The sequence below is a fragment of the Sphingopyxis sp. BE259 genome, assembly GCF_031457495.1.
GTDB lineage: Bacteria > Pseudomonadota > Alphaproteobacteria > Sphingomonadales > Sphingomonadaceae > Sphingopyxis.
Genome location: NZ_JAVDWM010000001.1, coordinates 1198781 through 1225723 on the forward strand (window position 1 = coordinate 1198781; position 26943 = coordinate 1225723).

The window sequence follows — 26943 nt, forward strand, 5'->3', positions numbered from 1 at the left end:
GAAGGTCACCAGCGCGGGTGCAATCATTCAACGGCCGGTGATGGGCCCCTGCCTTCGCAGGGGCACGAAGGGTTTGGAATTATGAACCTCGAACGACAGAGCTTTGACATCGACGAGCCGCAGGCTGGTCCCAGCTGGGCGCCGAAGAACTGGCCCCAGATCGACAGCGACGACCTGACCGCGGGCCTTGATCCGCAGCAGATGCAGGTCGCGGTCAAGGCCGCCGCTGCGAAGGGCGGCGCGCCGCTGTCGAACGCCGAAGTCGAACGCGCCGCGAATGATTCGATCCGCGCGATGATGCTGATCCGGACCTATCGGGTGCGCGGGCATCTGGCCGCCAATCTCGATCCGCTGGGGCTCAGCACCCGCGAATTGCCCGCCGACCTGACCCCCGAATATCATGGCTTTGTCGGCGCTGATCAGGACCGCCCGGTCTATATCGGGGGGACACTGGGGCTGGAGAAAGCAACGATCCGCGAGATCGTCGCGATCCTGCGCGCCAATTATTGCGGCAATGTCGGCCTGGAATATATGCACATCGCCGACCTGAAAGAACGGCAGTTCCTGCAGGAACGGATGGAAGGCGCCGACAAGATCATCGAATTTTCGGTCGAGGGCAAACGTGCCATCCTGAACAAGGTGATCGAGGCCGAGGAGTGGGAGAAATTCCTCGCCAAAAAATATGTCGGGACCAAGCGTTTCGGCCTCGACGGCGGCGAGAGCATGATCCCTGCGATGGAAGCCATCATCAAATATGGCGGCCAATATGGCGTGCGCGAAATTGTGTACGGCATGGCGCACCGCGGGCGGCTCAACATGCTCGCGAACGTCATGGCGAAGCCGTACAAGATCATCTTCCACGAATTTGCGGGCGGCAGCGCCAACCCCGACGACATCGGCGGGTCGGGCGATGTCAAATATCACCTCGGCACCTCGACCGACCGCGAGTTCGGCGGCGCGTCGGTGCATATGTCGCTGGTCCCCAATCCGTCGCATCTCGAAGCAGTCGATCCGGTCGTGCTGGGCAAGGTGCGCGCGCAGCAGGTGGTGCGCGATGACCTCACCAAGCATGAACAGGTGCTGCCGGTGCTGATCCACGGTGACGCGGCGTTCGCGGGCCAGGGGATCGTGTGGGAATGCCTCGGCTTCTCGGGCATCCGCGGTTACAACACCGGCGGCTGTATCCACTTCATCGTCAACAACCAGATCGGCTTTACCACCAGCCCGCAATATGCGCGCTCGTCGCCCTATCCGTCGGACGTGGCGAAGGGCGTGATGGCGCCGATCCTGCACGTCAATGGCGACGATCCCGAAGCGGTCACCTTTGCCTGCAAGCTCGCGATCGATTTCCGCCAGCAGTTCAAGCGCGACGTCGTCATCGACATGTGGTGCTATCGCCGCTTCGGCCATAACGAGGGCGACGAACCATCATTCACCCAGCCGCTCATGTACGACCGCATTCGCAAGCATCCTCCGGTGTCGCAGCTGTGCGCCGCCAAGCTGGAAAGCGAAGGCGTGATCGACGCGGGCTGGGCCGATGCCCGCCGCGCCGAGTTCATCGCGCGGCTGGAAGATGATTTCGAGGGCGCCAAGAGCTACAAGCCGAACAAGGCCGACTGGTTCGCCGGGCGTTGGTCGGGCCTGCACGCCCCCGCCGATCCCGAAAACGCCCGCCGCAACATCTCGACCGGGGTTTCGGACAAATTGTTCGATTCGATCGGCCGGATCATGACGACGGTCCCCGACGATCTCGATGTCCACAAGACACTCCGCCGGGTGATCGACGCGCGCGGCGCGATGTTCGCCGACAAGAGCGACAAGGAAGTGTTCGACTGGTCGACCGCCGAACAGCTCGCGTTCGGCACCCTGCTCAGCGAAGGCTATCAGGTCCGCCTGTCGGGACAGGATTCGGGGCGCGGCACCTTCAGCCAGCGCCATGCCGTTTGGGTCGATCAGAAGGACGAGCGCAAATATGTGCCGCTGACCACCGTGCCGCATGGCCGGTTCGAGGTGCTCGACAGCCCGCTGTCCGAATATGGCGTGCTCGGGTTCGAATATGGCTATGCGATGGCCGATCCGAAGAGCCTGGTGCTGTGGGAAGCGCAGTTCGGGGATTTCGCCAACGGCGCGCAGATCATGATCGACCAGTTCATTGCGTCGGGCGAGGCCAAGTGGCTGCGCGCCAACGGGCTCGTGATGCTGCTGCCGCACGGGTACGAAGGGCAGGGGCCGGAGCATAGCTCGGCGCGCCTCGAACGCTTCCTGCAACTGTGCGCCGGCGACAATATCCAGGTGTGCAATATTTCGACCCCGTCGAACTATTTCCACGTCCTGCGCCGCCAGATGCTGCGCCCGTTCCGCAAGCCGCTGATCATCATGACCCCCAAATCGCTGCTCCGTCACAAGCTGGCAGTGTCGCAGCGCAGCGACTTCATCGGCGACGCGCATTTCCGCCGCATCATGTCCGACCGCACCCCGCCCGCCGACGCCGACACCAAGCGCGTCGTGCTGTGTTCGGGCAAGGTCGGTTACGATTTGATGGAAGCGCGCGACGCCGCGGGGCTGACCGACACCACGGTGATCCGCATCGAACAGCTTTATCCGTTCCCCGGCGACCCGCTCGCGGTGCGGCTGAAGCGGATGCCGAAGCTGGAAGACGTCGTCTGGGCGCAGGAAGAGCCGCGCAACAATGGCGGCTGGTCGTTCGTCGAGCCGTTCATCGAGGACGCGCTGACCGCCGCGGGTAAAAAGGGCATGCGGCCGCGCTACGCCGGCCGCACCGCCGCGGCATCGCCCGCCACGGGCCTGATGAGCCGCCACCAGACCGAGCAGGCGGCGCTGGTCGCCGATGCGCTCGGCCTGAGCGTCCGCGCCGAAATCCGCCGCAGCAAGAACAAAGCCTGATCCGAGCTGAAGCCTCCCAAGGAAATGCATCCATGAGCACCGAAGTCAAAGTTCCCACGCTGGGCGAAAGCGTCACCGAAGCGACGATCGGCGAATGGCTGAAACAGCCGGGCGAAGCCGTCGCGATCGACGAGCCGATCGCCAGCCTTGAAACCGACAAGGTTGCGGTCGAAGTGCCGTCGCCGGTGGCTGGGGTGATGGGCCAGCAGGTCGTCGCGGTCGGCGATACCGTCAACGTCGGCGCGGTCATCGCGACGATCGAAGCAGGCGGCGCTGCGGCTGCCCCGGCACCTGCTGCGGCTCCGGTAGCCGCCCTCGCAGCCAAGGCCGAAGCTGCTGCCCCTGCGCCCGCCACCGCCAGCGAAGATTCGGTGACGACGCTGTCGCCTGCGGTACGCCGCCTGGTGCTCGAACATGGCCTTGACCCCAGCAAGATCAAGGGCACCGGCAAGGACGGCCGCCTGACCAAGGAAGACGTGCTCGCCGCCGCCAATGCGGCGCCCGAAGCGGCGCCGCCTGCTGCGCCCGCCGTGGCGGCCGCTCCTGCCGCATCGGGTGTGCCGGGCCGTCGCGAGGAACGCGTCAAGATGACGCGGATGCGCCAGACGATCGCCAAGCGGTTGAAAGCGGCGCAGGACACCGCCGCGATGCTGACGACGTTCAACGACGTCGATATGTCAGCGGTGATGGCGACGCGCGACAAATATCGCGAGACTTTCGAGAAAAAGCACGGCGTGCGCCTTGGCTTCATGAGCTTTTTCACCAAGGCGGTCGCGCTCGCCGCGCATGATATTCCGGCGGTCAACGCGCGCATCGACGGCGACGAGATCGTCTATCACGACTATCTCGACGTCTCGGTCGCGGTCAGCGCCCCCAATGGCCTGGTCGTCCCGGTCGTGCGCAACGCCGACGCGATGAGCTTTGCCGAGATCGAAAAGGCGATCGCCGACCTCGGCAAGCGCGCCAAGGACGGCACGCTGACCATGGACGACATGACCGGCGGCACCTTTACCATTTCGAACGGCGGCGTATTCGGCGGCCTGATGTCGACCCCAATCATCAACCCGCCGCAGTCGGCTGTGCTCGGCCTCCACCGTATCGAGGATCGCCCGGTCGTCCGCGATGGTCAGATCGTGATCCGCCCGATGATGTATATCGCGATGAGCTATGACCACCGCCTGATCGACGGCCGCGAGGCGGTCACCTTCCTCAAGACGATCAAGGAAGCGATCGAGGATCCGACGCGGTTGCTGATCGATTTGTAAGGCGGTGTGAACCGGAGATAGTTTAGCTGTTCTCCTGCGAATGCAGGAGTCCAGGGTAGGATGAAATGACGGTGCAATCTGACCCTGGGTTCCTGCGTGCGCAGGAACACGAAGGTACGGAATGACGCGGCGAGGCTATCTCTATCTGATGGCCAGTGCCCGAAACGGCACGTTATATCTGGGCGTTACCAGCGACTTGCTGGCCCGAGTGTGGCAGCATCGCAACGGGGTGGTGGAAAGTTTCACCAAGAAATATGGTTGCCACACGTTGGTCTGGTACGAAGCATTTGATGACATTCAGCAGGCTCGGCATCGCGAGCTGCAAATGAAGAAATGGAAGCGGGCGTGGAAGGTTGAACTGATCGAACGGGACAATCCACAATGGCTGGATTTGTTCGACAGGCTTTCGCTTTGACGCCCTGGGTTCCTGCGTTCGCAGGAACGCAAACGGAGTGAGTTATGGCTGATTACGACTACGACGTCCTTGTCATCGGTGCCGGTCCCGGCGGTTATGTCGCGGCGATCCGCGCGGCGCAGCTCGGCCTCAAGACTGCCTGCGCCGATGGCCGCGCGACGCTGGGTGGCACCTGCCTCAACGTCGGCTGCATCCCGTCGAAGGCGATGCTTCACGCGTCGGAATATTATGACGCCGCGGCGAACGGAGCGATGGCGAAGATGGGGATCGACGTGACCCCGAAGCTCAACCTGCCCGCGATGCACGCGCAGCGTGTCGACGCGGTCAAGGGGCTGACGGCGGGGATCGAATTCCTGTTCAAAAAGAACAAGGTCGACTGGCTGAAAGGCTATGCGGCGTTCACCGGCAAGGACAGCGTCGAGGTTGCAGGCAAGACCTATCGCGCCAAGAACATTATCATCGCGACCGGTTCGTCGGTCACCCCGCTGCCCGGCGTCGAGGTCGATAACGACAAGCAGGTCATCGTCGATTCGACCGGCGCGCTCGAACTGGCCAAGGTGCCGGGCCATATGGTCGTCATCGGCGGCGGCGTGATCGGGCTGGAACTTGGCAGCGTGTGGCGCCGTCTGGGCGCCAGCGTTACTTGCGTCGAATTTCTCGACCAGATCCTGCCCGGCATGGACGCCGATATCCGCAAGGATGCCAACCGCATCTTCAAAAAACAGGGCATCGAATTCAAGCTGAAGACCAAGGTCACCGGCGCGGCGGTGAAGGGCAAGAAGGCCGTGTTGACGCTTGAACCCGCCGCGGGCGGCGCGGCGGAGACGCTGGAGGCCGATGTCGTGCTGGTGTCGATCGGGCGGCGCCCGAACACTGACGGCCTCGCGCTCGACAAGGCGGGGCTGGCGGTCAATGCGCGCGGCCAGATCGAAACCGACCATGATTTCTCGACGCAGGTGCCGGGCATCTGGGCGATCGGCGACGTCATCCCCGGCCCAATGCTCGCGCACAAGGCCGAGGACGAGGGCATCGCCTGCGCCGAGAATATCGCGGGCCAGACCGGCATTGTGAACCATGATGTGATTCCTTCGGTCGTCTATACCTGGCCCGAAATCGCCGGGGTTGGCCTGACCGAGGAGCAAGCGAAGGAAAAGTGTGAGGTCAAGGTCGGCAAGTTTCCGATGGCAGGCAACAGCCGCGCCAAGACCAACCATGAGCCCGACGGTTTTGTAAAGATCATCGCCGACGCCAAGACCGACCGCGTGCTGGGCGTGTGGTGCATCGCCAGCGTTGCCGGCACGATGATCGCGCAGGCGGCGCAGGCGATGGAATTTGGCGCGACGTCCGAAGACATCGCCTACACCTGCCACGCGCACCCGACGCACAGCGAGGCGATCAAGGAAGCCGCGATGGCGGTGACGGGCAAGCCGATCCACGTCTGAGGCAATAAGGGGGAGAGAGATTATGGCGAAGCATTGGCTCTGGGCAGCGGCTTCGCTGACCCTCTCCCTCACCGCCACCAGCGCGCAGGCGGCGCCCGACCTGAATGCCGCCAACGCGCGGCTGACCGCGCTGCTCGATAAGAATTACCCGGCGCTCGATGCGCTCTACCGCGATTTGCACCAGAACCCCGAACTCGGAATGCAGGAGGTTCGCACCGCGGGGATCCTCGCTCAGCACCTCCGCAAAGCGGGCTTTACCGTGACCGAAAAGGTCGGCGGGACCGGCGTCGTCGGCGTACTCAAAAATGGCGAAGGTCCGACCATCCTGATTCGCGCCGACATGGACGCGCTGCCGATGGAGGAAAAGACCGGGCTCGCGTGGGCGAGCAAGGCGCGCGCGAATTATGAGGGCAAGGATGTGCCGGTCATGCACGCCTGCGGCCATGACACCCATGTCGCCTATCTGGTCGGGGTCGCGCAGGCGCTGAGCACAATGCGCGACAGCTGGTCGGGCACCGTGGTGCTGATCGGCCAGCCCGCCGAGGAGATTTTGAAGGGCGCGAAAGCGATGCTCGACGACGGGCTGCTGACGCGCTTTCCCAAACCCGATTATGGCTTTGCCGCGCATGTGCTGAACGGCCCGACCGGCACGGTGGGGATCAAGGCGGGGACGGCTTTCTCGGCCTCTGACAGCTATTCGATCACCTTTCATGGCCGCGGCGGTCATGGCTCGATGCCGTCGGCGACGCTCGACCCGATCCCGATCGCGGCGCGCTTCGTCACCGATGTGCAAACGGTGATCAGCCGCGAAAAGGATCCCTATGCGTTCGGCGTGCTGACCATCGGCGCGATCAACGCGGGCAGCGCCCCGAACATCATCCCCGACAGCGCCGAGGTGAAGGTCAATATCCGCTCGCTGACCCCCGAGGTGCGCCAGTTGCTGCGCTCGGGCGCCGAGCGGTCGGCCAAGGCGGCGGCGATGATGGGCAATGCGCCCGAACCGACGATCACCTATCTGACCGGCACCGCCAGTCTGGTGAACGACGAGTCGATGGCGGCCAATGGCTTTGAAATCCTGAAACCGGTATTCGGCGACAAATTGCTGTTCGCGCCCGCCAGCGCCGCGCCGGTTTCGGCGAGCGAGGATTATTCGGAGTTTGTCGATGCCGGCATCCCGTCGCTCTATTTTGCGATCGGCGGCTATGATCCCGCGGTGCTCGCCGATCTGAAGGCCAAGGGCCAGCCGATCCCGACCAACCATTCGCCCTTCTTTGCCCCCCAGGCCGAGCCGGTGATCCGCGGCGCGGTGTCGGCCATCGTCCTGTCGGTGATCGGCGGAGTGCGGCCGGGCGCGAAGTAAGCGCCCATGTTCGATTTCGACAATGCGCTGATCGTCCGCCTGCTCGACCTGGCGGGGATCGGCGTGTTTGCCTTGTCGGGCGCGTTGATGGCGGTGCGGCTGCGCCAGACATTGGTCACCGCCGCCTTTTTCGCGCTGGTCACCGGGGTCGGCGGCGGCAGCGTGCGCGACCTGCTGATCGGTGCGCCGGTGTTCTGGGTGCAGGACGGCGCGATTTCGGCGGTGTGCATCGCGATCGCGCTGATCGTGTGGATCACCCCCGAACGCTGGTGGCAGGGGCAATTGCTCGAATGGGCCGATGCCGTCGGGCTGGCGGCCTACGCCGTGTTCGGCACTGCCAAGGCGCTGGCTTGGGGGGTGCCGCCTGCCCCGGCGCTGTTGATGGGGGTCATCACCGGCTGCGTCGGCGGCACCATCCGCGACATCTTGGCGGGGGTGCCATCGATTATCGTGCGCCCCGAAATCTATGTCACTGCGGCGGCGCTGGCGTCGGGATTGTTCCTGCTGCTCTTGTGGCTGGGGACGGGGACGCCGGTGGCGGCGGTGGTCGGTGCGGTCGCCGGGTTCATCCTGCGCGGAGCGGCGATCCGCTGGTCGCTGGCGCTGCCCGCCTATCGCGATCCCAAGACAGGGGATTAGGGCAAGTGCGCTAAATCTGACCACCTTCCGTTCGTGTCGAGCGAAGTCGAGACACGCGAAGGCGGGCACGAACTCAGCGTGTCTCGACTTTGCTCGACACAAACGGACGATGAGGATGCTGATCCAAACCATGATGCTCAGCGACCCGGCTTGACGTTCGCGTCAACTGCGCCATGCTAAGGAAAACCGGCCAAAGGATTTCTGCAGCATGACCATCGCGCAAACGACCGCCAACGGCATCCATATCACTTATGAGGACAAGGGACCGCGCGACGCGCCGGTCATCCTGCTGGTGATGGGCCTGGGCGGGCAGCTGACTTTGTGGCCCGACGAGTTTGTCGATGCGCTGAACGCGCATGGCTTTCGCACCATCCGCTACGACAATCGCGACGTCGGCCTGTCGACGCGCTTCGACGCCGCGGGGGTGCCGAACCTGAAATGGATGTTCGTGAAGGCGGCGATCGGATTGCCGGTGCGGCCCGCCTATACGCTCGCCGATATGGCCGCCGACGGCATCGCTTTGCTCGATCATCTGGCGATCGACCGCGCGCATATCGTCGGGGCATCGATGGGCGGCATGATTTCGCAGCATATCGCGGCGCGCTACCCCGATCGCACGCTGTCGCTGACTTCGATCATGTCGAGCACCGGCAACCGCCGCCTGCCGCGGGCGCGCAAGGAAGCAATGCAGGCGCTGGCGAACCGCCCGATGAGCGGCGATCCCGAAGCGCTAATCGCCTATTCGGTCCGCACCGCGCGGGTGATCGGCAGCCCGGCCTATCCCGCCGCCGAGGAACGGCTGCAACGCCGCGTCCGCGCCGATTTCGAACGCGGCTGGTATCCGCAAGGCGTCGCGCGGCAGATGGCGGCGATCGTCGCCGATGGTGACCGCCGCGACCTGCTGAAATCGATCACCGCGCCGACCTTGGTCGTGCATGGCGAGGATGATCCGCTGGTGCCGCTCGCCGCGGGGCGCGATACGGCAGAGAATATCGCGGGGGCGCGGTTGATGACGATCCCGGGGATGGGGCATGACCTGCCGCTGGCACTGGTCGACACGCTGGCGGATGCCATCGCCGAGCATGCGAAGGGCGTTGGGGTGGCGGCGTAAGGGCCAGCGGTATTCCTCAATTTCGTCATTGCGAGCGAAGCGAAGCAATCCAGGGCGGTTTACACGCACTCTGGATTGCCGCGTCGCTTCGCTCCTCGCAATGACGAGAGGTTATTTCAATAGCATCGCTACCGTCGCCAGGAACCCCTTCGCCTCGGCCGCGCCCGCCCGTGGCACCGCGGGCAGATAGCCGCGGCAGTCGAGGCATGCGGCCTGCACCGAACCCGTCTGGGTCAGCAGCGCCATATCCTGCATCAGTCGCCGTTCGGTCAGCTGGCGGTTCATCGCCGCGATGCCGAACCAGCCGCGCGGGGCGGCGGCGGTTTCTTCTTCGCTCTTGCCCCAATTGGCGAGCATCTTGGCAAATTCGCTTGGCTCTTCCTCATAATATTTGGCGTGGAAGTCGCCCTCTACCTTGGCGAGTTTCGCCGCTGCCGCCAGCGCCGCGGGCAGGCCGCCGAATTGATCGACCAGGCCCAGCTGGCGCGCGGTGCCGCCCGCCCAGACGCGGCCTTCGGCGATTGCCTGAACCTTGTCGAGCGGCTGCTTACGGCTTTTCGCGACCAGCCCGGTAAAGCGCACATAGATGTCCTCGACGCTCGCCTGCGCCAGCGCGTTGAATTCTTCGTTCACGCCGCCAAACACGTCGGGCTGGCCCGACAGCGGCGTCGTCGCGATGCCGTCGGCGGTGACCCCGATCTTGGCGAGCGCCTGTTCGAAACTGGGCAGGATGCCGAACACCCCAATCGACCCGGTGATCGTCTCGGGCTCGGCAAAGATGCGGTCGGCGGGGGTCGAGATCCAATAGCCGCCCGATGCCGCGACATTGGCCATCGACACGACGACCGGCAATTTCTTGGCCTTGGCGGCGAGCAGCGCCTGACGAATTTCCTCCGACGCCAGCACCGATCCGCCGGGCGAATCGACGCGCAGCACGATCGCCTTGGTGCTGCTGTCTGCCGCCGCGTCGAGGATATGCTGGGCGATGGTGGCACCGCCCGCGGTGCCGGTCGGTGCCTCGCCATCGATGATTTCGCCGACCACGGGAACGACCGCGATCGCGCTGCCCTTTTGTTCAGGCGGGTTGGCGGCGACCCAGTTTTCCAGCGGGATCGCATTATATTCCCACGGCTTGCTGTCGTCATAGGCGCCGCTGATTTCGGCGACGCGGGTGTTGAACGCCATGCGGCTGCCGAGCTTGTCGATCAGCCCGGCGTCGAGCGACGCCTTTGACATGTCATTGCCCGCAGCGCGCACCGCGCCCGCGGTGTCGGCGATATAGGCGTCGATCTTGGCCTTTGGACGCGCCTTTTTGACGTCGCTCAGCCAATTGTCCCACAGCACGCTGGCATAGGCGAGATTGGCCTCCTTCGCCTCGGGCGACTGGTCGCCGCGCAGGAAGGGTTCGACCGCGCTCTTGAAGGTGCCGACGCGATAGATGTTCGCGGTGATGCCAAGGCGGTCCATCAACCCTTTGTAATAGAGGCGCGATCCGCCGGGACCGGCGATGGCGACGCCGCCGACGCTGTCGGCCCAGATTTCGCTGGCGTGCGATGCGATCTGGTAGCTGTCGGTGGTGTAGGCGGTGGCAAAGGCCAGCACCGGTTTCTTCTTGGCGCGGACCTTGTCGATCGCGGTGCCGATTTCGGCGAGCGAGACTTGCCCGCCACCAAGGAAGCGGTCGAGATCGAGCACCACCGAGGTGACGCGCTTGTCGTCGGCGGCGCTTTCCAGCGCGTGGACGACGTCGCGGACGCGGATTTCCTGCAGCTGGTTGCCGCCCGACAGCGCGGTGACGGTATCGACCTCGGCGGGTTGTTCGCTGACCACGCCGTCGAGTTCGATCAGCAGCGCACCTTCGCTGACCGGCAGCCCGGCATTGGGGCGTCCGGCAAGCAGGCCGAACAGAACGACGAAGAACAGCAGCAGAAAGATGAGCGCGAGCGCGTCCTTGATCGCGACCAGCAGTTTCCAAACCTTGCGCGGAAAACTCGTCGTCGATTTGGGCTTGTCGTCGCCGGGCAGCGGGCGGCGCACGGGAATAGCCCAGGGGCCGGCGGGATCGTTCGGGGTGGTGGTGGCGGTGTCGGTCATACGTGCAAACCTAGGGATGCGCTCCGCCCTTGGCAATGCACGCTTCGACCGGCGGGCAACCCAGCCCTATCGGCGACGTCAGAGCCAGCCTTCGCGGCGATACCAGCGCACCGTTTCGGCGAGCGCGTCGTCGGTGTCGCGCTCGGGCCGCCATAGCGCGGCGGGGGGCTGTGCGCCGGTGGTCGCGACCCAGTCGGGGTGGGCGATGTAGCGCGCGCGGTCGGGGGTCAGCTTGGCGCGGCTGCGGCGCACCAGCTTGTCGATCCGCCCGCCCGCCTTCAGCACCGCCGCGGGTACCGCGAGCGCTGCGACATGACTGCGCCCGACCGCGCGGCCGATCGCGCGGGCGAAGCCGCGGTGGGTCCAGCCATCGACTTCGCCATCGTCGGGCTCATAGGTTGCGTGGATGCTGGGGCCATGATCGCCCGCCAGCGCGACGAGCAAGCGTGCCAGATCGTCGACGTAAATCGCCGACATGCGGCCGCTGGGCGGCAACAGCGCGATGCCGCGCCGCGCCATGCGGAACAGGTCGAGCATTTCGGCGTCGCCGGGGCCGAACACCGCCGGCGGGCGGACGATCGTCCAGTCGAGACCGCTGCCCTGGACGATGATCTCAGCGCGCTCCTTCGACCAGCCATAATCGGAGAGGTCGGGCTCGCGCGCCGCGAGCGAGGAGACATGGACGAAGCGCGTGACGCCTGCGCTGTGCGCCGCGTCGATGACATGGCCCGTCGCGGTCGCATTGCCTGCTTCGAAAGCGGCGCGAGTCGGCACGTTGACCACCCCGGCGATATGCATCACGACGTCGCTGCCCGCGACCATTTCGGCAAGGCTGTCGGGCTTGTCGAGCGCCCCCGCGATCCACGTCACGCCCTCTTGTTCGGCCTGCGGACGGCGGGCGAGGGCGCGGACGTGCCACCCCGCGTCGATCGCCTGCCGCATCGTTGCGCCGCCGACAAAGCCGGTCGCGCCGGTCATCGCCAGCACGGGCTGGGTCACAACAGCACCATATGATCGCGGTGGACCATCGCACTTCTTGGCGCATAGCCGAGCGCCGCTTCCTGCGCGTCGCGGCCAAGGCCGGTGATCGCGGCGGCATCGGCGGCGGGATATTCGGACAATCCGCGTGCGATAACCGCCCCGTCGGGGCCGACGATGTCCAGCACGTCGCCGCGGGCAAAGCTGCCCGTCACCTCGGTGACTCCAGCGGCGAGCAGGCTCGCACCGCCACGCAATGCGCGCGCCGCGCCGGCATCGATCGTCAGCCGTCCCTTGGCGGTCAGCCCGCCTGCGAGCCACGCCTTGCGCGCGCTCGCGCCTTTTTCGGCGACGAACAGGCTGTGCCGCGCGGCGGTCGACAGCGGCCGGTCGATCCGCCCCGACACGATTGCCAGATGCACGCCCGCGGCGTTGGCGATGCGCGCTGCGGCGATTTTCGACACCATGCCGCCCGACCCCATGCCCGACGCCGATCCGGTATCGGCCATTGCCTCGATGCGCGCGTCGATGTGTTCGATCCGCGCGATATGACTGGCGCCGGGCTGGGCTGGATTGCGGTCGTAAAGCCCGTCGATGTCGGACAGCAGCACGACGCCGCCTGCGGCAGCGGCTTGAGCAACGCGCGCGGCAAGGCGATCATTGTCGCCAAAACGGATTTCCTCGGTCGCGACGCTGTCATTCTCGTTGATGATCGGCACTACGTTCAGGCTGAGCAGGCGGTCGAGCGTCGCGGCGGCGTTGAGATAGCGGCGGCGGTCCTCCAGATCGTCGAGGGTCACCAGCATCTGCGCCGCGGTCAGCCCTTCGGCGCCCAGCACTTCGGCCCACACTTGCGACAAAGCGATCTGGCCAGTTGCGGCGGCGGCCTGGGCATCTTCGAGCGTCCCGCGCCCGCCCTTGGCAAGGCCCAGCCGCCGCGCGCCAAGCGCGATCGCCCCCGACGACACCACCGCCACCTGCTGCCCCGCGCGCGTCCGTTCGGCGATGTCGGCGGCGATGCCGACGAGCCAGTCGCGCCGCACCGTCCCGTCGGGATCGACGAGCAACGCCGAACCGATCTTGACGATCAGACGCGAACAGGCGGAGGGCGCGAACAACATGACGCCGCCGATAGCGCGCGGCGCCGTCCGCGCCAATGCTATTACGTCAGCGTGAGCCGCCGAAGGTGTAGCTGAGCGCGACGCCGACCGACGGCTGGCTGCGGCTGCCCAGTTGGCGCGTGATCGGCGAATCCGCCGCGTCGCCCATCAAGCGGTCGTAACGGCCATAGACCGCAACGCCCCAATTGCGTCCCAGCATCCGGTGATAACCTGCCGTCATCCCGACCGAATAGATGCCGCCGCCCGGATCATAGGCGGCAAGGCCAGAGGTCGCGGCGGCGACCGGAGACACCCCGAAATAGGCGTTGGTGAATTTGGCATCGCCCAGGGTGACGCGCGGGCCGATCGAAAATAGCCAGTCGTCGCCGTCGCGCGCGATGTAATCGGCGCTGACTTCACCGACCCACCCCTTGTGGCCGCTCAGCGCCTTGCGGCCTTCGGCGCGCACTCGCAGCGAGGGGGTCAGATGGACCTGCGCGAACCCGCCAGCTTCGATCGTGAAACCGACCTTGGGCAAATCAGCGCCAATGTCAGCAGCGGTGCGTTTGCCGATGAAGCCCAGCGACGGTCCGAATGCGAAGTTTCCGGATTGCAGGAGCGGCCCGCCAAAGCTCTCGTCGGCGGCTTCGAAGGTGAATTCGGTGCCTTCGCGTTCGCGCGAGACATCGACATAGGGGCCGATCGACAGATCTTTCGACCCCGGCCATGACGGCGATAGCTGCGGCCCGAGGATGACGCGGGTGCGCTTTTCGGAGCCAGTGGCGGTGTCCTGCGCATGGGCGGGGAATGACGCAACGCCGAGAATGGGCGAAGCGCAGAGCAGAAACTTGATCGCACGACGGTGAGAGAACATCCGGAATTCCTTGTTGTTTATGCTACAAGGCGCCCCGCCCCAATTCGTTCCTAAACCGGCGACCAGTTGGACGTTTCTTCGCCGTCTTCATTGCGGACGACCGGGCGTTTTTCCGGGCCGATGATTTCGAGCAGCTTGTCGAGGATCGCGGGAACGCCTGCGCCGCTCGCGCCTGACAGCGCCATAACGGGATGGCCGCTCTCTTCGGCCAGCTCGGCCGAGAGCGCCGCGACCAGTTCGTCGTCAAGCGTGTCGATCTTGTTCAAGGCGACGATCACCGGCTTGTCGACCAGATCGGCGCCATAGGCCTCTAGCTCGTCGCGGACGATGCGATAGCTGGTCGCGACATCCTCGTCATTGGCGTCGACCAGATGGAGCAGCACACGGCAGCGTTCGATATGGCCGAGGAAGCGGTCGCCGACCCCGGCGCCGTCGGCGGCACCCTCGATCAGGCCGGGGATGTCGGCGACGACAAATTCGTTGCCCTTGTGGCTGACCACGCCCAGCTGCGGACGCAGGGTGGTAAAGGCATAGGCGCCGACCTTGGCTTGCGCGTTGGTCACGCCATTGATGAAGGTCGATTTGCCGGCGTTGGGAAGTCCGACGAGGCCGGCGTCGGCGAGCAGCTTGAGCCGCAGCCACACCCATTTTTCCTCGCCCGGCCAACCGGGGCCGTGCTGACGCGGGGCGCGGTTGGTGCTGGTTTTGTAACTGGCATTGCCGCGTCCGCCGTCGCCGCCGCGCAGGAAGGCGATAGTCTCGCCTTCCTTGGTCAGGTCGGCGAGCACGCTGCGGTCCTCGTCATCGTCGAGAATCTGGGTGCCGATCGGCACCTGGATGACCAGGTCGGGGCCACCCGCGCCGGTGCGGTCGCGCCCCGAACCGGGGGTGCCGCGCTTCGCCTTGAAATGCTGGGTGTAGCGAAAGTCGATCAACGTGTTAAGTCCCGCGACCGCTTCGAAAATGATGTCGCCGCCTTTGCCGCCATTGCCGCCGTCGGGACCGCCATATTCGACATATTTCTCGCGCCGGAACGACACGGCGCCGGGGCCGCCGTCGCCGGATTTGATGTAGATTTTTGCTTGGTCGAGGAAATGCATGGGAAGCCTTCGGAGCGGAAAACATTGCGTTCGCGTCGCGGGAAGCGGCGTCGGCGATGGTCCTTGTTCATGTGGCGGCGTCACCTTTGGCGACGTCGCTCGGCACGAACTATGTGGTTGGGTTGCGCACCCCTTAGTCGCAGCACGCCGAAATGACCAGTTTTGTGATGCATCCGTCGGCAGTTCGACGAAATGCGCTGCGTCAGCGCCAGGCCGACGCAACTTTACGGGTTCGCGCTCGTTGGGTGGCTAAGGCATCGCATGATGCTTGCCCCGAAATTTTCCCGAAAGGATTTCAAATGTTTGACAACAAGAATGTCAGCACGCTCAATTCGCTGATCGCCACCACGCTGGACAGCGTCGATGGTTATCGCAAGGCCGCCGAAGAGGCGAATGCAGCGCAATTTCGCGAAATGTTTCTGAACCGCGCCAACGAGCGTCAGGCGATCGTCGCCGCGTTTCAGGCGAAGGTCCGCGAACTGGGCGGCAATCCCGAGGATGACGGCACGGTGCTGGCATCGGCGCATCGCGCGTTTCTGGGCCTTCGCGACGCGCTGACGGGTGACCCGGACGATTCGGCTGTCGTTGCCGAGGTGGAGCGCGGCGAGGATCATATCAAGGCGAAGTTCGAAAGCGCGCTGAAGGACGGCGATCTCGATCCGGCCGTGCAGCAGCTGATCCAGAGCAGCTTTGCCTCGGTGCGCGATGGCCATGATCAGATGTCGGCGCTCAAGCATCAGCTGAACGCCAGCTAAGACCTTCTCCACCCCTCCCGGAGAAGCATGGAAGCGGCGGTCCCGATAGTCGGGGCCGCCGTTTCTATTTGGCGTTTTGCGCCGCCCAGAAGTTCGCGATGCGCCCGGTGATGAGCTCGCACGCCAGCGCGCGTGCGGTGTCGCGGGGCAGGCCGAGTGCTTCGGCCATGGCACCGCCAAGCTGCGCGTCGCCGAGCGCCATCAGCACCAGCGCCAGGGTATCTTCGTGCATCAGGCGTTTTTCGTGCGCGTCGGGCGCCATGCCGTCGATCAGCTTGTGAATGGCCTCGACGATCGGATCGAGCGCATCTTCATTGCCCGTTGCCGCCATCCACGTCGCCAGCGCGCCCGCGCCGCCGCTGTCGAACGCATCGAAGGCCAGATCGACAATCTCGCGCACATTGCGTTCGCCCGGCGCCGATTCGGCCATTTTCTCGCCGATCGTCGCGCACACCGTTTCGGCGAGATAGGCGGCGAGCGCCTTTTGCAGGCCCGCCGCGCTGCCGAAATGATGGAGCAGATTGGCGTGGGTGCGGTCGATGCGGGCCGCGACGGCTTTCAACGTCACCGCTGCCGGGCCGGTTTCGATCAATATTTCGCGCGCGGCCTGAAGGGCGACGAACCGGCTCTCCTCGGGACTCAGGCGCTTCTTCACTATTGACATGGTTGTAAGTAAACCCTATTCATTTCCCCATCGCCCCTTTTCGACGGTATGACCCATATGTCCAGCCTTTCCCTTTCCCCGACCCCCGCCGACCTGTCGATCACCCCGCGCGACATGCGCTTTGGCCGCGACGACGCACAGGGTCGCTGGTGGTTGAACGGCGACCCGATCGCCTCGGCGTTCCACACCGCGCTGTCGGTGACTTTTCCGCGCGGCGAGGCGATGTTCATCGAGGCAGTGAAGGCGCACCGCGACGGCGTGCCCGACAAGCTGGCGCGCGAAATCCGGGCCTTTACGCAGCAGGAAGTAATCCACAGCCGCGAGCATGTGGTGTTCAACAAGAAAGCGGCCGAAGCGGGTTACGACCTCAGCGAGTTGGAGGCCGACGTCAATCAGGTGCTCGACCTGATCAAGACGCGGCCGCAGATCGTCAACCTGATGGCGACGATCGCGCTCGAACATTATACCGCGATGATGGCATCGGTGATGCTGCGCGACGAGACCATGTATGCGGGCGCCGAACCCGAATGGGCGGCCTTGTGGAAATGGCACGCGATCGAAGAGATCGAGCATAAGGGCGTTGCTTATGACACCTGGCTGCACGCGACGAAGGACTGGAGCCGGTTCAAGCGCTGGCGCGCCAAGTCGATCATGATGCTGCTTGTCACCAGCCGCTTCTGGCCGAAGCGGATCAAGGGCATGAAGAATTTGCTCAAGCAGGACGGGCTGACCGGCTGGCGCGTCACCGCGCGCATCTGGTGGTATATGCTCGGGTCGCCGGGGGTGCTGCGCAAAAGCTTCCTGCCGTGGCTCAGCTATTTCCTGCCCGGTTTCCACCCGTGGAATCACGACGATCGCGCGCTGATCGAGCTGTATGAGAGCGATTATGCCGATGCGGTGATGCCGGCCCACGCGTCGACGCCACGTGAGGAGCTGGCCGCCGCATAACACATCTCTCCCGCGAACTCGCGGATCCAGAGCGGCTCTCCTCTCCCCGTCTCTGGGTCTCCGTGTTCGCAGGGGCGAAGCTGGCCGCCACCGTGACGCCGGACTGGACGCCGCGTCCCGCGTCCCATATCCCCCTTCCGGTGGAGGGGACCATGCAACCACAGATGACGCCTGCCGAAGTCACGCAGCTGGAGCTGCAACTGGCGGGGCTATCGTCGCTGCTCGAATTCGGCTGCGGCGGCAGTACGCTGGTCGCGGCGCGGCAGCTGCGGCGGATCGTCAGCGTCGACAGCGACCCCGCCTGGCTGGCCAAGGTGCAGGCCGACATTGCGGGCGAGGCGGTCGAATTCACGCCTTACCATGCCGACATCGGCCCGGTCGGCGACTGGGGCTATCCGACCGACGAAAGCCGCCTGCGCGACTGGCCGCGCTATCATACCCAGATCTGGCGCGGCATGGGGGGCAGCCCCGATGCGGTGCTGATCGACGGGCGCTTTCGCGTCGCGTGCCTGTTGCAGGCGATCATCCACTGCAAGCCCGACTGCATCTTGCTGTTTCACGATTTCGCCAATCGGCCGCATTATCATAGCGTACTGAAGCACGTCGATGTGCTGACGCGCGTCGACACGCTGGCGGTGATGCGCGCCAAGGCGCAGGTCGATGGCAAGGCCGTGCTGCACGATCTGTTCGACCATTATCTGATCCCTGATTGACCCGCCCGGCGGGCTTCGGCACACCCGCGCCCATGGTCACTATCGCTCCCGTCATCGAAACCGATCGCCTGCGCCTGCGCCCCGGACGCCTGTCCGACAAGGACATCCATATCGCGATGTGGGCCGACGAACGCGTCACCCGCTTCATCGGCGGCGAACCGCGCGCACCCGACGTCAGCTGGGGCAAGTTTCTGAGTTCCGCGGGGCTGTGGCCGGTGATGGGGTTCGGCTATTGGGTGTTCGCCGACCGAGCCACCGATGCGCTGATCGGCATGGGCGGCTTCAGCTATTTCGGCCGCGGCATCCCCGAACTGGAAGGCGTGCCCGAGGTGGGCTGGGCGTTCGACGCCGATCATTGGGGGGCGGGCTTTGCGACCGAAGCGATGCGCGCGGCGCTGGGGTGGGCGGATGCGAACCTCGATGCCGCCGAGGTGCGCTGCATCATCGATCCGGGCAACGATGCGTCGGAGCGGGTGGCGGCGAAGCTGGGGTTCCGGCGGATCGGCGACAGCGATGCGCTTGGGCATGTCGTGGTGATTTATGCGCGGCGGCGCGGGGGATAAAATCCTCCCCGGAACGGGGAGGGGGACCGCGAAGCGGTGGAGGGGGCTATCGGCATTGAGCGGCGGTTGAAGGACGCGACCCCCCTCCGTCAGCGCTGCGCGCTGCCACCTCCCCACAAGTGGGGAGGATCGTTTTTTCACACCGCCTCGACCACCAGCACTCCGCCGTCGGCGCTGACCACCCGGACCCGCGTGCCTTCGGCCGCATCCGGCCCGCGCACCGGCCATTCGCCGTCACCGACCCGCGCCCGCCCGCGGCCATTCTCGATCGCGGTGACCAGCGTCAGCACTTCGCCGATCAGTCGCCCGCCGCGCTGATTCAGCAACGGGTCGGTCGATTCAATCGGATTGGCCTTGAGCCAGCGGCGCGCGCCATAGAGCGCGATGAACGCCAGCACCGCAAAGATACCGAGCTGCATCGGCACTGCGATCGGCAGCAGAAAGGTCAGGACGCCGGTCGCGATCGCCGCAACCCCCAACCAGACGAGGAAGAAGCCGGGCGCGATGATTTCCGCGGCGCACAGCAGCACCCCGATGGTCAGCCACGCCCAATGCGGTTCCATGTTGGTCAGCCATTCAGGCATGTCATGCTCCCGTCTTGCGTTCGATCGCGTCGCGCGCGAGTTCGCCGATGCCGCCGAGCGTGCCGATCAGCTGCGTCGCCTCGACCGGGAACAGGATCGTCTTGCTGTTCGGGCTGGTGGCAAACTGGCTGACCGCTTCGACATATTTCTGCGCGATGAAGTAGTTGATCGCTTGGGCATTACCGCCCGCGATCGCGTCGGACACCATCATCGTCGCCTTGGCTTCGGCTTCGGCTTCGCGTTCGCGCGCTTCGGCGTCGCGGAAGGCGGCCTCGCGGCGGCCCTCGGCCTGCAGGATCTGGCCCTGCTTCTCCCCCTCGGCGCGCAGGATTTCGGACGCCCGCATGCCTTCGGCCTCGAGGATGTTGGCGCGCTTTTCGCGCTCGGCCTTCATCTGCCGCGCCATCGCGTTCGAAATATCGGCGGGCGGGCGGATGTCCTTGATCTCGACGCGGGTGATCTTGACCCCCCAGGGCGTCGTCGCCTCGTCAACCACGACGAGCAGCCGGGCGTTGATATGATCGCGTTTCGACAGCGTTTCGTCGAGGTCCATCGACCCCATGACCGTTCGCAGGTTGGTCGTCGTCAGGTTCATGATCGCCAGATACAGGTCGCTGACTTCATAGGCTGCCTTGGCGGCGTCCAGCACCTGAAAGAACACGACGCCGTCGACCGCGACCATCGCATTGTCCTTGGTGATGATTTCCTGGCCGGGAATGTCGAGCACCTGCTCCATCATGTTGACCTTGCGGCCGACGCGATCAAAGATCGGCATGATGAAGTTCAGCCCCGGCTGCGCGGTGTGGGTGTAGCGACCAAAGCGTTCGATCGTGTAGCTGAAACCCTGTCGAACCGGGGTCAGCGCCCACAGCAGGAACACCGCCGCCAGCACGACGAGTGCGATCGGAAACCAATAATCCATCGAAAATCCCCTCTGCGAACCTGGCCGTCAGGCCTCACTCCTTTATTGCGAGAACCGCCGCATTGCGCCAGACAAAAGCGCATGACCGCCACCAGTTTCGCACCCCGCTCGCTGCTTTACGTCCCCGGTTCGAACGCCCGCGCGCTCGAAAAGGCGGGCGGGCTGGCCGCCGACATGCTGATCATCGATCTGGAGGATGCGGTCCCCGCCGATCGCAAGAACGACGCGCGCGCCGCGATGCGCGCGGCTGTGGCGGCGGGGTTTCCGGGCAAACGCGTGGCGGTGCGGATCAATGCGACGGGGACGGCCGAGCAGGCCGCGGACCTCGACGCGCTCGCCGACCTGAAACTCGACGCCCTTGTGCTGCCCAAGGTCGATGCGCCTGCCGATCTGGGGCCGGTGCGCGGTCTGGGCCTGCCGGTGCTGGCGATGATTGAAACCCCGGCGGCGATCTATGCGGCGCGCGACATCGCCGCCGACCCGGCCGTCGCCGGGCTGATTGCGGGACTGAACGATCTGGCGTATGAATTAAAACTGCCGGACGGCATGGATCGCGGCGCGATGAGCCATGCGATCCAGGCGATCGTGCTGGCGGCGCGCGCCGCGGGGGTGTGGGGCTTCGACGGGGTTTACAACGCGATCGACGACGCCGCAGGCTTCGCCGCCGAGGCCGCCGAGGGGCGGCGGCTGGGGTTCGACGGCAAAACGCTGATCCACCCGTCGCAGGTCGATCCGTGCAACACCGCCTTCGCCCCATCGGCGCGCGAGATCGCCGCCGCCGAAGCGCTGGTCGCCGCGGCCACTGGCGGGGCGCAGCGGCATGACGGTCGGATGATCGAAGATATGCATGTTGCAGCGGCGCGGGCGTTGTTGGGGCGCGCGGGGCGTTGATGAGACGGCGACGGGTGCTGCTTCCTCGCTAAGCAAGCGGCTGTTCCCCGGCGAAAGCCGGGGCCTAGGGCGCCAGAAAACTTCGTCCGGCTGCGAACGCCCTGGGCCCCGGCTTTCGCCGGGGAACATACATGTCAAAGGGGAAAATCGCCTGCCATTCGTCGTTCGACGAACGCGCCTTGCTTGCCTGCGGTGATCATGCCATGCGGCGCCCCCATGCAAGCAATTAAGTTTCGCGCCGCGATTGCGGCTGTCGCCCTGATCGCCACGTCCGCCCCGGCCATTGCCGCTTCTGCGAAGGCCGACGCGCCGGTCACTGAGGCCCAGCTCGCCGACCATATCAAAATCCTGGCCGGCGACGCGTTTGAAGGGCGCGCGCCGGGCAGCGACGGCGAGGATCGCACGATCGCCTATATCGTCGGTGAATGGGCCAGAGCTGGGTTGGAAGCGGTGCCGGGCAGCTCGACCCCCTGGTTGCAGCCGGTGCCGTTCGTTGAGAGCAAGGCGATCAGCGGCAGCGCGAAATTCAAGGTTCATGGCCGCGATTTTGCGCTGGAGGACGATGGCATCATCCTGACCGGGCGCGACGCTTCGGCCGCGCTGGCCAATGTTCCCGCGGTCTTTGTCGGTTATGGCGTCGATGGCGCGGGCCAGGTCAACGCCGACGTCACCGGCAAGCTGGCAATCATGTTGTTCGATAATGCCCCGTTCGGCGACAAGCTGCCGCGTTACCGCGAGCGGCGCCAGCTGCTCGCCGACGCGGGCGCCGCCGCGGTGCTGGTGATCGCAACCGATGCGGTGCCATGGGGGCAGCTGCGTGACAGCGCGGGCAGCACCGCGGTGCGACTGGCCGACGCCAAGCCGGGCGCGCCGGTGAGCGGCTTCCTGTCGCTTGAAGCCGCCGATGCTTTGCTCAAGAAAGCGGGACAGGATGGCGCGGCGGTGCGCGAAGCCGCAAAGTTACCCGATTACAAGGGGGTTGTGCTGCCGGTGACCGCCGATCTGGCCACCCAATCCGCGATCCGGCCCTTTGCCAGCAACAATGTCATCGCCAAGCTGCCGGGCGCCAAGCCCGACGGCAAGGCGGTGCTGTTCTTGGGCCATTGGGACCATCTGGGCATCTGCGGCAAGGAAAGCGACGCCGACCGCATCTGCAACGGCGCGGTTGATAATGCGAGCGGGATCGCGGTGCTGATCGAGGTCGCCAAACGACTGGCGACGGGTCCGCGCCCCGACCGCGACATCTATTTCCTCGCGACGACGGCGGAAGAAAAGGGCCTGCTTGGCGCGCGCTATTTCGCCGATTACCCGGTGGTGCCGTTGACCGATATCACCGTTGCGCTGAACGTCGACACGATCGCGATTTCGCCGCGTGGCACTCCGGTCGCGACGATCGGCCGCGGCAAACCAGCTTATGACGCGGTGGTGCGCGCGGCGGCGACCAAATTGGGCCGCAAGCTCGATGAAGATGGCGAGGCCGATGCCTTCATCCAGCGCCAGGACGGCTGGGCGCTCGGTGCCAAGGGCGTCACGTCGCTGATGGTCGGCGGCAGTTTTTCTGACATGCCGCTGCTCGAAGCGTTTCTGGGCGGCGACTATCACGGCCCGGACGACAATTTTTCGGACAAGATTCCATTGGGTGGCGCCGCCGAGGATGCCGACCTGCACGTCGCGTTGGGCCGGGCGTTTGGCGATGTAAAAGTGTGGCCGGGGAAATAGAACGTCGCCCCCGCGCAGGCGGGGGCCGTCGTCGGCCTTGCAACCCGTTGCTGCGTAAACCGCTAGCGGCCCCCGCCTTCGCGGGGGCGACGGAATAATCAGGCCGCCTGCTTCGCCCGCTCGGTCATTTCCTGATTGAGCATCTCGGCCAGCAGGAACGCCAATTCGAGCGACTGCCCGGCGTTGAGCCGCGGATCGCAGTGCGTGTGATAGCGGTCGGCCAGATCCATCTGGGTCACGTCCATCGCGCCGCCGGTGCATTCGGTGACATTCTGGCCGGTCATCTCGATATGGATGCCGCCGCCATGCGTCCCCTCGGCGCGGTGGACGGCAAAGAAGCCGCGCACTTCGGCCAGGATACGCTCGAACGGCCGCGTCTTGTAGCCGTTGGGGGTCTTGATGACATTGCCGTGCATCGGGTCGCACGACCAGACGACGGGATGCCCCGATTCCTTCACCGCGCGCACCAGCTTGGGCAGATGCGCCTCGATCTTGTCGTGGCCATAGCGCGTGATCAGCGTCATCCGCCCCGACACATGGTTCGGGTTCAGCGTGTCGAGCAGGCGCAGCAGAGCGTCGGCCTCCAGGCTCGGTCCGCATTTCATACCGACCGGATTGCCGATGCCGCGCAGGAACTCGATATGCGCCGATCCCTCGAAACGGGTGCGGTCGCCGACCCAAAGGAAGTGGCCCGACGTGTCGTACCAGCCGCCGGTCAGGCTGTCCTGCCGGGTAAGCGCCTGCTCATAGGGCAGCAGCAAAGCCTCGTGGCTGGTGTAGAAGCTGGTGCCCTTGATCTGCGGCACTGTTTCGGGGGTCACCCCGCACGCTTCCATGAAGGCGAGCGCTTCGGAAATCCGGCCTGCGGTTTCCTGATATTTCTTGGCCCACGGGCTGCGGTCCATGAAGTCATGCGTCCAGGCGTTGACCTGATGCAAATTGGCATAGCCGCCGTTCGCAAAGGCGCGCAGGAGATTCAGCGTCGCCGCCGACTGGTTGTAGGCCTTGACCATGCGCTGCGGATCGGGCTCGCGGCCCGCTTCCTCGAACGCGATGTCGTTGATGATGTCGCCGCGATAGCTGGGCAGCGACACGCCATCGACATCTTCCATGTCCGCCGAGCGTGGCTTGGCGAACTGGCCCGCCATGCGGCCGAGCTTCACCACCGGCATCTTCGACGCAAAGGTCAGCACCACCGCCATCTGGAGCAGGACGCGGAAGGTGTCGCGGATGTTGTTCGGATGAAATTCGGCGAAGCTCTCGGCGCAGTCGCCGCCCTGGAGCAGGAACGCCTTGCCTTCGGCTACCCGGCCGAGATCGGCGGTCAGGTCGCGCGCCTCGCCGGCAAAGACCAGCGGCGGGTAATTGCTGAGCTCGCGCTCCGCCGCCGCGAGCGCATCGGCGTCGCGATAGGTCGGGAGTTGGCGGGCGTCGTGCGAGCGCCAGCTGTGCGGTTGCCAATTTTTCGTCATCTGCCTGTTCTTTTCGTATGCGAATCCGGGCGCCGCCATGGCGCGATTGCCGATCCGGCGCAATGCGCGCCATTCCCGCAAACGCGAAAATTAGCATTATCGTGACATTTACGCACCTATGCTTTTCTTGCGCGCCCAAAACTGTTAGTTTGTTACGGCTTTTTGGAATGCAACCGGCGCATTCAAGGCATTTGGCTATCGGCAACGTTATACCCCAGTGACCTGATTTTGGGTCTGCACGCGAAGCGATCGGCTATGGCGAGTTTCGAGTCTGCATGGTTTGTCTATGGGGCGTTGGTGCTCCTGCTTGCGACCAGCTTCGTCGTGCGCATCGATTATGTCCGGATCGGGTTGGCCGCCGCGGCGCTGGTCGCGGTGCCGCTTGTGCTCTTTCGTGAACCCGATGTGGGCTATGGCATGCTCGTGCTGGCGATCCTGGTGGTCAATATCGGCATCCTGACCCGATTGTGGTTACGTGAAAGAAAGGTCAGTTTTTCTGCCGAGGAAGAGGCGCTGCGGCGTGAGCATTTCAGCGGGCTCAACCCGGTAGCGGCGCGCAGTCTGATCGATCAGGGGCACTGGATTTCGGCGAAGCGCGGCGAGATTTTGATCCGCGAGAACCAGGCCGCACCCAGCCTGTTCTATCTGGCCGAGGGGCAGGCCGCGATCCACCGCGAGGGGGTCGAGGTCGGGAAATTGTCCGACGGCGCGCTGATCGGCGAAGCGACAGTGCTAGACGGCACCCATGCCACCGGGACGGTGTTGCTGGGCAGCAATGCACGGCTATGGTTCGTCCCGGCAGCGGCGCTGCGCGCCTATCTGGCGGCGAATCCGAGCATCGCGAGCGCGCTGCATGAGGGGTTCGCGCGGGCGCTGCGCGGCAAATTGGCCAGCGCCAACACCCGCCTGGCCGACCGGCCGCCGATCGGTTGAGCGCTGCGGCACGATGGCGCCTCGAATATGTAACCGCCACCTGCTAACCCAAATGCATGACTTTGATTCTCTATGGCATCCCGAACTGCGACACGGTGAAAAAGGCGCGGCGCTGGCTCGACGAGAAGGGCGTGGCCTACCGCTTTCACGATCTTCGCAAGGACGGGCTCGACGCCGCGCAGCTGCAAAGCTGGATCGATGCGCTGGGCTGGGACAAGCTGCTCAACAGGGCGGGCACCACCTTTCGCAAGCTCCGCGATGCACAAAAGGATGGTCTTGATGCGGGATCGGCCAAGGCGTTGATGCTCGACCAGCCCGCGATGATCCGCCGCCCCATTGTCGAAAGCCCCGCAGGCATCAGCGTCGGCTTTTCGGCCGCCGACTGGCAGGCGCGTTTTGCGGCATGATCCGGTGGATGGCGGCCGCACTAGCCCTGACCTTGCTCGCCGGCTGTTCGGCTGACGTGGTGACCGCGCACCCCACCCTCGACGGCCAGCCGCCGATTGTCATCGCGCACCGCGGCGCGTCGGGCGAACGGCCCGAGCATACGATCGCGGCCTACCGACTCGCGATCGAGCAGGGCGCTGACTTTATCGAACCCGATCTGGTGCTGACCAAGGACGGCGTGCTGGTCGCGCGGCACGAGAACGAGATTTCGGAGACGACCGACGTCGCCGATCGTCCAGAGTTTGCCGAGCGCAAAATGACCAAGACGATCGACGGCAGCCAGGTGACCGGTTGGTTCACCGAAGACTTCACGCTTGCCGAACTCAAGACACTGGGCGCCCGTGAGCGGCTGCCGAAACTGCGCTCGACCGATTATGACGGCCAGTTCGACATTCCGACCTTCGAAGAAATATTGGCGCTGCTGGCCGAGGTCAACCGGGGCCGCGAGCAACCCGTTGGCGTCTATCCCGAGACCAAGCACCCCAGCCATTTCATCGCGATCGGCCTGCCGCATGACGCGCCGCTGCTCGCGCTGCTGGGCCGCTTCGGCTATCGTGGCCGCAAGGCGCCGGTGTATATCCAGAGCTTCGAGGTGCGGAACCTGATCGACCTGCGCGCCAAGAGCGACCTGCCGCTGATTCAGTTGATGGACGGCGAAGGCGGTCCGCCCGATATGCCCGGCACCAGCTATGCGTCGATGGCGACGCCGATGGGGCTGAAGGCGATCGCGGCCTATGCCGATGGGATCGGGCCGAACAAGGCGATGGTCATCCCGCGCGGCGCTCTGGGGTCACTTGGCGATCCGACCAGCCTGGTGCGCGACGCCCATGCCGCGGGACTGAAGGTGCATCCGTGGACCTTTCGCCGCGAGAATTATTTCCTGCCGCTGGGCGACAAGGGCGGCGTGAACCCCGCCGGGCATGGCGATCTGGGCGCCGAGATCGCAGCGTATTTGCGGACCGGCATCGACGGACTGTTCAGCGACAACCCGCGCGAGGCGGTGGCGACGATGAAATCGCGCCCGGCGAAGTAACGACCAAGGCCCGACCC

General features: G+C 65.2%; 25 protein-coding genes. 16 read left to right on the forward strand and 9 right to left on the reverse strand.

Annotated elements, in window-relative coordinates:
* The first annotated feature begins 81 nt into the window (after window positions 1-81).
* From J2X44_RS05850 to J2X44_RS05880, 7 genes are all read left to right on the forward strand, one after another.
* On the forward strand, window positions 82-2904 hold the full coding sequence (locus tag J2X44_RS05850) for a 2-oxoglutarate dehydrogenase E1 component (RefSeq protein ID WP_310088590.1): 2823 nt from the start codon (window positions 82-84) through the stop codon (window positions 2902-2904).
* A gap of 32 nt (window positions 2905-2936) precedes the next feature.
* Window positions 2937-4169: a 2-oxoglutarate dehydrogenase complex dihydrolipoyllysine-residue succinyltransferase gene (gene odhB / locus J2X44_RS05855; RefSeq protein WP_310088591.1), complete on the forward strand. Its 1233-nt coding sequence runs from the start codon at window positions 2937-2939 to the stop codon at window positions 4167-4169.
* Window positions 4170-4290: 121 nt separating this feature from the next.
* Complete coding sequence (locus tag J2X44_RS05860) at window positions 4291-4584, forward strand: GIY-YIG nuclease family protein (protein WP_310088592.1); 294 nt, start codon at window positions 4291-4293, stop codon at window positions 4582-4584.
* Between the two features lie 44 nt (window positions 4585-4628).
* Entirely contained in the window at window positions 4629-6026 is a 1398-nt protein-coding gene (gene lpdA / locus J2X44_RS05865) for a dihydrolipoyl dehydrogenase (protein ID WP_310088593.1), read from the forward strand.
* 22 nt (window positions 6027-6048) lie between these two features.
* Complete coding sequence (locus J2X44_RS05870) at window positions 6049-7386, forward strand: amidohydrolase (RefSeq protein WP_310088595.1); 1338 nt, start codon at window positions 6049-6051, stop codon at window positions 7384-7386.
* 6 nt (window positions 7387-7392) lie between these two features.
* On the forward strand, window positions 7393-8025 hold the full coding sequence (locus J2X44_RS05875; RefSeq protein WP_310088596.1) for a TRIC cation channel family protein: 633 nt from the start codon (window positions 7393-7395) through the stop codon (window positions 8023-8025).
* 208 nt (window positions 8026-8233) lie between these two features.
* Window positions 8234-9136 carry an alpha/beta fold hydrolase gene (locus tag J2X44_RS05880; RefSeq protein WP_310088597.1) on the forward strand — a complete coding sequence of 301 codons (903 nt, stop codon included), beginning with the start codon at window positions 8234-8236 and terminating at the stop codon, window positions 9134-9136.
* 111 nt (window positions 9137-9247) lie between these two features.
* Here J2X44_RS05880 and sppA read toward each other — a convergent pair whose 3' ends face one another.
* From sppA to obgE, 5 genes are all read right to left on the reverse strand, one after another.
* Window positions 9248-11230 carry a signal peptide peptidase SppA gene (gene sppA, locus J2X44_RS05885; RefSeq protein WP_310088598.1) on the reverse strand — a complete coding sequence of 661 codons (1983 nt, stop codon included), beginning with the start codon at window positions 11228-11230 and terminating at the stop codon, window positions 9248-9250.
* A gap of 78 nt (window positions 11231-11308) precedes the next feature.
* On the reverse strand, window positions 11309-12208 hold the full coding sequence (locus J2X44_RS05890) for an NAD(P)H-binding protein (protein ID WP_310089327.1): 900 nt from the start codon (window positions 12206-12208) through the stop codon (window positions 11309-11311).
* Between the two features lie 17 nt (window positions 12209-12225).
* Entirely contained in the window at window positions 12226-13329 is a 1104-nt protein-coding gene (proB, locus tag J2X44_RS05895; RefSeq protein WP_310088599.1) for a glutamate 5-kinase, read from the reverse strand.
* A 46-nt stretch (window positions 13330-13375) separates the two neighbouring features.
* On the reverse strand, window positions 13376-14182 hold the full coding sequence (locus J2X44_RS05900; protein WP_310088600.1) for a MipA/OmpV family protein: 807 nt from the start codon (window positions 14180-14182) through the stop codon (window positions 13376-13378).
* A gap of 50 nt (window positions 14183-14232) precedes the next feature.
* Window positions 14233-15282: a GTPase ObgE gene (gene obgE / locus J2X44_RS05905; protein WP_310088601.1), complete on the reverse strand. Its 1050-nt coding sequence runs from the start codon at window positions 15280-15282 to the stop codon at window positions 14233-14235.
* 299 nt (window positions 15283-15581) lie between these two features.
* On the opposite strand from obgE, the gene J2X44_RS05910 reads away from it, so the two are divergent.
* Window positions 15582-16037 (forward strand): PA2169 family four-helix-bundle protein, encoded by a 456-nt coding sequence (locus J2X44_RS05910; RefSeq protein WP_310088602.1) that lies wholly within the window; start codon window positions 15582-15584, stop codon window positions 16035-16037.
* 64 nt (window positions 16038-16101) lie between these two features.
* On the opposite strand, the gene J2X44_RS05915 is transcribed toward J2X44_RS05910, so the two are convergent.
* Window positions 16102-16701, reverse strand: coding sequence for a TetR family transcriptional regulator (locus J2X44_RS05915; RefSeq protein ID WP_310088603.1), 600 nt, complete (start codon window positions 16699-16701; stop codon window positions 16102-16104).
* A gap of 57 nt (window positions 16702-16758) precedes the next feature.
* Here J2X44_RS05915 and J2X44_RS05920 point away from each other — a divergent pair, with 57 nt between their 5' ends.
* From J2X44_RS05920 to J2X44_RS05930, 3 genes are all read left to right on the forward strand, one after another.
* A complete protein-coding gene (locus J2X44_RS05920) occupies window positions 16759-17649 on the forward strand; it encodes a metal-dependent hydrolase (RefSeq protein WP_310088604.1) in 891 nt (296 codons plus the stop codon).
* 152 nt (window positions 17650-17801) lie between these two features.
* Window positions 17802-18362, forward strand: coding sequence for a hypothetical protein (locus J2X44_RS05925; protein ID WP_310088605.1), 561 nt, complete (start codon window positions 17802-17804; stop codon window positions 18360-18362).
* 32 nt (window positions 18363-18394) lie between these two features.
* Entirely contained in the window at window positions 18395-18925 is a 531-nt protein-coding gene (locus J2X44_RS05930) for a GNAT family N-acetyltransferase (RefSeq protein WP_310088606.1), read from the forward strand.
* Between the two features lie 137 nt (window positions 18926-19062).
* Here the strand turns inward: J2X44_RS05930 and J2X44_RS05935 are convergent, their stop codons facing one another.
* Window positions 19063-19509 (reverse strand): NfeD family protein, encoded by a 447-nt coding sequence (locus J2X44_RS05935; protein WP_310088607.1) that lies wholly within the window; start codon window positions 19507-19509, stop codon window positions 19063-19065.
* A 1-nt stretch (window position 19510) separates the two neighbouring features.
* Window positions 19511-20431: an SPFH domain-containing protein gene (locus J2X44_RS05940; RefSeq protein WP_310088608.1), complete on the reverse strand. Its 921-nt coding sequence runs from the start codon at window positions 20429-20431 to the stop codon at window positions 19511-19513.
* A gap of 81 nt (window positions 20432-20512) precedes the next feature.
* Between J2X44_RS05940 and J2X44_RS05945 the strand changes: the two genes are divergently transcribed.
* A complete protein-coding gene (locus tag J2X44_RS05945; protein WP_310088609.1) occupies window positions 20513-21322 on the forward strand; it encodes a CoA ester lyase in 810 nt (269 codons plus the stop codon).
* Window positions 21323-21538: 216 nt separating this feature from the next.
* A complete protein-coding gene (locus J2X44_RS05950) occupies window positions 21539-23041 on the forward strand; it encodes a M28 family peptidase (protein WP_310088610.1) in 1503 nt (500 codons plus the stop codon).
* Window positions 23042-23139: 98 nt separating this feature from the next.
* On the opposite strand, the gene J2X44_RS05955 is transcribed toward J2X44_RS05950, so the two are convergent.
* Window positions 23140-24513: a class II 3-deoxy-7-phosphoheptulonate synthase gene (locus J2X44_RS05955; RefSeq protein ID WP_310088611.1), complete on the reverse strand. Its 1374-nt coding sequence runs from the start codon at window positions 24511-24513 to the stop codon at window positions 23140-23142.
* Between the two features lie 297 nt (window positions 24514-24810).
* Between J2X44_RS05955 and J2X44_RS05960 the strand changes: the two genes are divergently transcribed.
* From J2X44_RS05960 to J2X44_RS05970, 3 genes are read left to right on the forward strand one after another with little or no spacing between them, the layout of a single operon-like run.
* Entirely contained in the window at window positions 24811-25446 is a 636-nt protein-coding gene (locus J2X44_RS05960) for a cyclic nucleotide-binding domain-containing protein (RefSeq protein WP_310089329.1), read from the forward strand.
* 56 nt (window positions 25447-25502) lie between these two features.
* Entirely contained in the window at window positions 25503-25853 is a 351-nt protein-coding gene (locus tag J2X44_RS05965) for an ArsC family reductase (protein WP_310088612.1), read from the forward strand.
* A complete protein-coding gene (locus J2X44_RS05970) occupies window positions 25850-26926 on the forward strand; it encodes a glycerophosphodiester phosphodiesterase (RefSeq protein ID WP_310088613.1) in 1077 nt (358 codons plus the stop codon). Before J2X44_RS05965 ends, J2X44_RS05970 begins: the two co-directional genes overlap by 4 nt.
* The last annotated feature ends 17 nt before the right edge of the window (window positions 26927-26943 follow it).

Bases quoted from the DNA above. Each gene is read 5' to 3' on its own strand.
- lpdA (WP_310088593.1), top strand. From the start codon at position 4,629: ATGGCTGATTACGACTACGACGTCCTTGTCATCGGTGCCGGTCCCGGC.
- J2X44_RS05880 (WP_310088597.1), top strand. From the start codon at position 8,234: ATGACCATCGCGCAAACGACCGCCAACGGCATCCATATCACTTATGAG.
- J2X44_RS05970 (WP_310088613.1), top strand. From the start codon at position 25,850: ATGATCCGGTGGATGGCGGCCGCACTAGCCCTGACCTTGCTCGCCGGC.
- J2X44_RS05940 (WP_310088608.1), bottom strand. From the start codon at position 20,431: ATGGATTATTGGTTTCCGATCGCACTCGTCGTGCTGGCGGCGGTGTTC.
- proB (WP_310088599.1), bottom strand. From the start codon at position 13,329: ATGTTGTTCGCGCCCTCCGCCTGTTCGCGTCTGATCGTCAAGATCGGT.
- J2X44_RS05860 (WP_310088592.1), top strand. From the start codon at position 4,291: ATGACGCGGCGAGGCTATCTCTATCTGATGGCCAGTGCCCGAAACGGC.
- J2X44_RS05920 (WP_310088604.1), top strand. From the start codon at position 16,759: ATGTCCAGCCTTTCCCTTTCCCCGACCCCCGCCGACCTGTCGATCACC.
- J2X44_RS05890 (WP_310089327.1), bottom strand. From the start codon at position 12,208: ATGACCGGCGCGACCGGCTTTGTCGGCGGCGCAACGATGCGGCAGGCG.
- J2X44_RS05965 (WP_310088612.1), top strand. From the start codon at position 25,503: ATGACTTTGATTCTCTATGGCATCCCGAACTGCGACACGGTGAAAAAG.
- J2X44_RS05875 (WP_310088596.1), top strand. From the start codon at position 7,393: ATGTTCGATTTCGACAATGCGCTGATCGTCCGCCTGCTCGACCTGGCG.
- J2X44_RS05900 (WP_310088600.1), bottom strand. From the start codon at position 14,182: ATGTTCTCTCACCGTCGTGCGATCAAGTTTCTGCTCTGCGCTTCGCCC.
- J2X44_RS05930 (WP_310088606.1), top strand. From the start codon at position 18,395: ATGGTCACTATCGCTCCCGTCATCGAAACCGATCGCCTGCGCCTGCGC.
- J2X44_RS05955 (WP_310088611.1), bottom strand. From the start codon at position 24,513: ATGACGAAAAATTGGCAACCGCACAGCTGGCGCTCGCACGACGCCCGC.
- odhB (WP_310088591.1), top strand. From the start codon at position 2,937: ATGAGCACCGAAGTCAAAGTTCCCACGCTGGGCGAAAGCGTCACCGAA.
- J2X44_RS05945 (WP_310088609.1), top strand. From the start codon at position 20,513: ATGACCGCCACCAGTTTCGCACCCCGCTCGCTGCTTTACGTCCCCGGT.
- J2X44_RS05870 (WP_310088595.1), top strand. From the start codon at position 6,049: ATGGCGAAGCATTGGCTCTGGGCAGCGGCTTCGCTGACCCTCTCCCTC.
- J2X44_RS05850 (WP_310088590.1), top strand. From the start codon at position 82: ATGAACCTCGAACGACAGAGCTTTGACATCGACGAGCCGCAGGCTGGT.
- J2X44_RS05925 (WP_310088605.1), top strand. From the start codon at position 17,802: ATGCAACCACAGATGACGCCTGCCGAAGTCACGCAGCTGGAGCTGCAA.
- sppA (WP_310088598.1), bottom strand. From the start codon at position 11,230: ATGACCGACACCGCCACCACCACCCCGAACGATCCCGCCGGCCCCTGG.
- J2X44_RS05910 (WP_310088602.1), top strand. From the start codon at position 15,582: ATGTTTGACAACAAGAATGTCAGCACGCTCAATTCGCTGATCGCCACC.
- J2X44_RS05915 (WP_310088603.1), bottom strand. From the start codon at position 16,701: ATGTCAATAGTGAAGAAGCGCCTGAGTCCCGAGGAGAGCCGGTTCGTC.
- obgE (WP_310088601.1), bottom strand. From the start codon at position 15,282: ATGCATTTCCTCGACCAAGCAAAAATCTACATCAAATCCGGCGACGGC.
- J2X44_RS05950 (WP_310088610.1), top strand. From the start codon at position 21,539: ATGCAAGCAATTAAGTTTCGCGCCGCGATTGCGGCTGTCGCCCTGATC.
- J2X44_RS05935 (WP_310088607.1), bottom strand. From the start codon at position 19,509: ATGCCTGAATGGCTGACCAACATGGAACCGCATTGGGCGTGGCTGACC.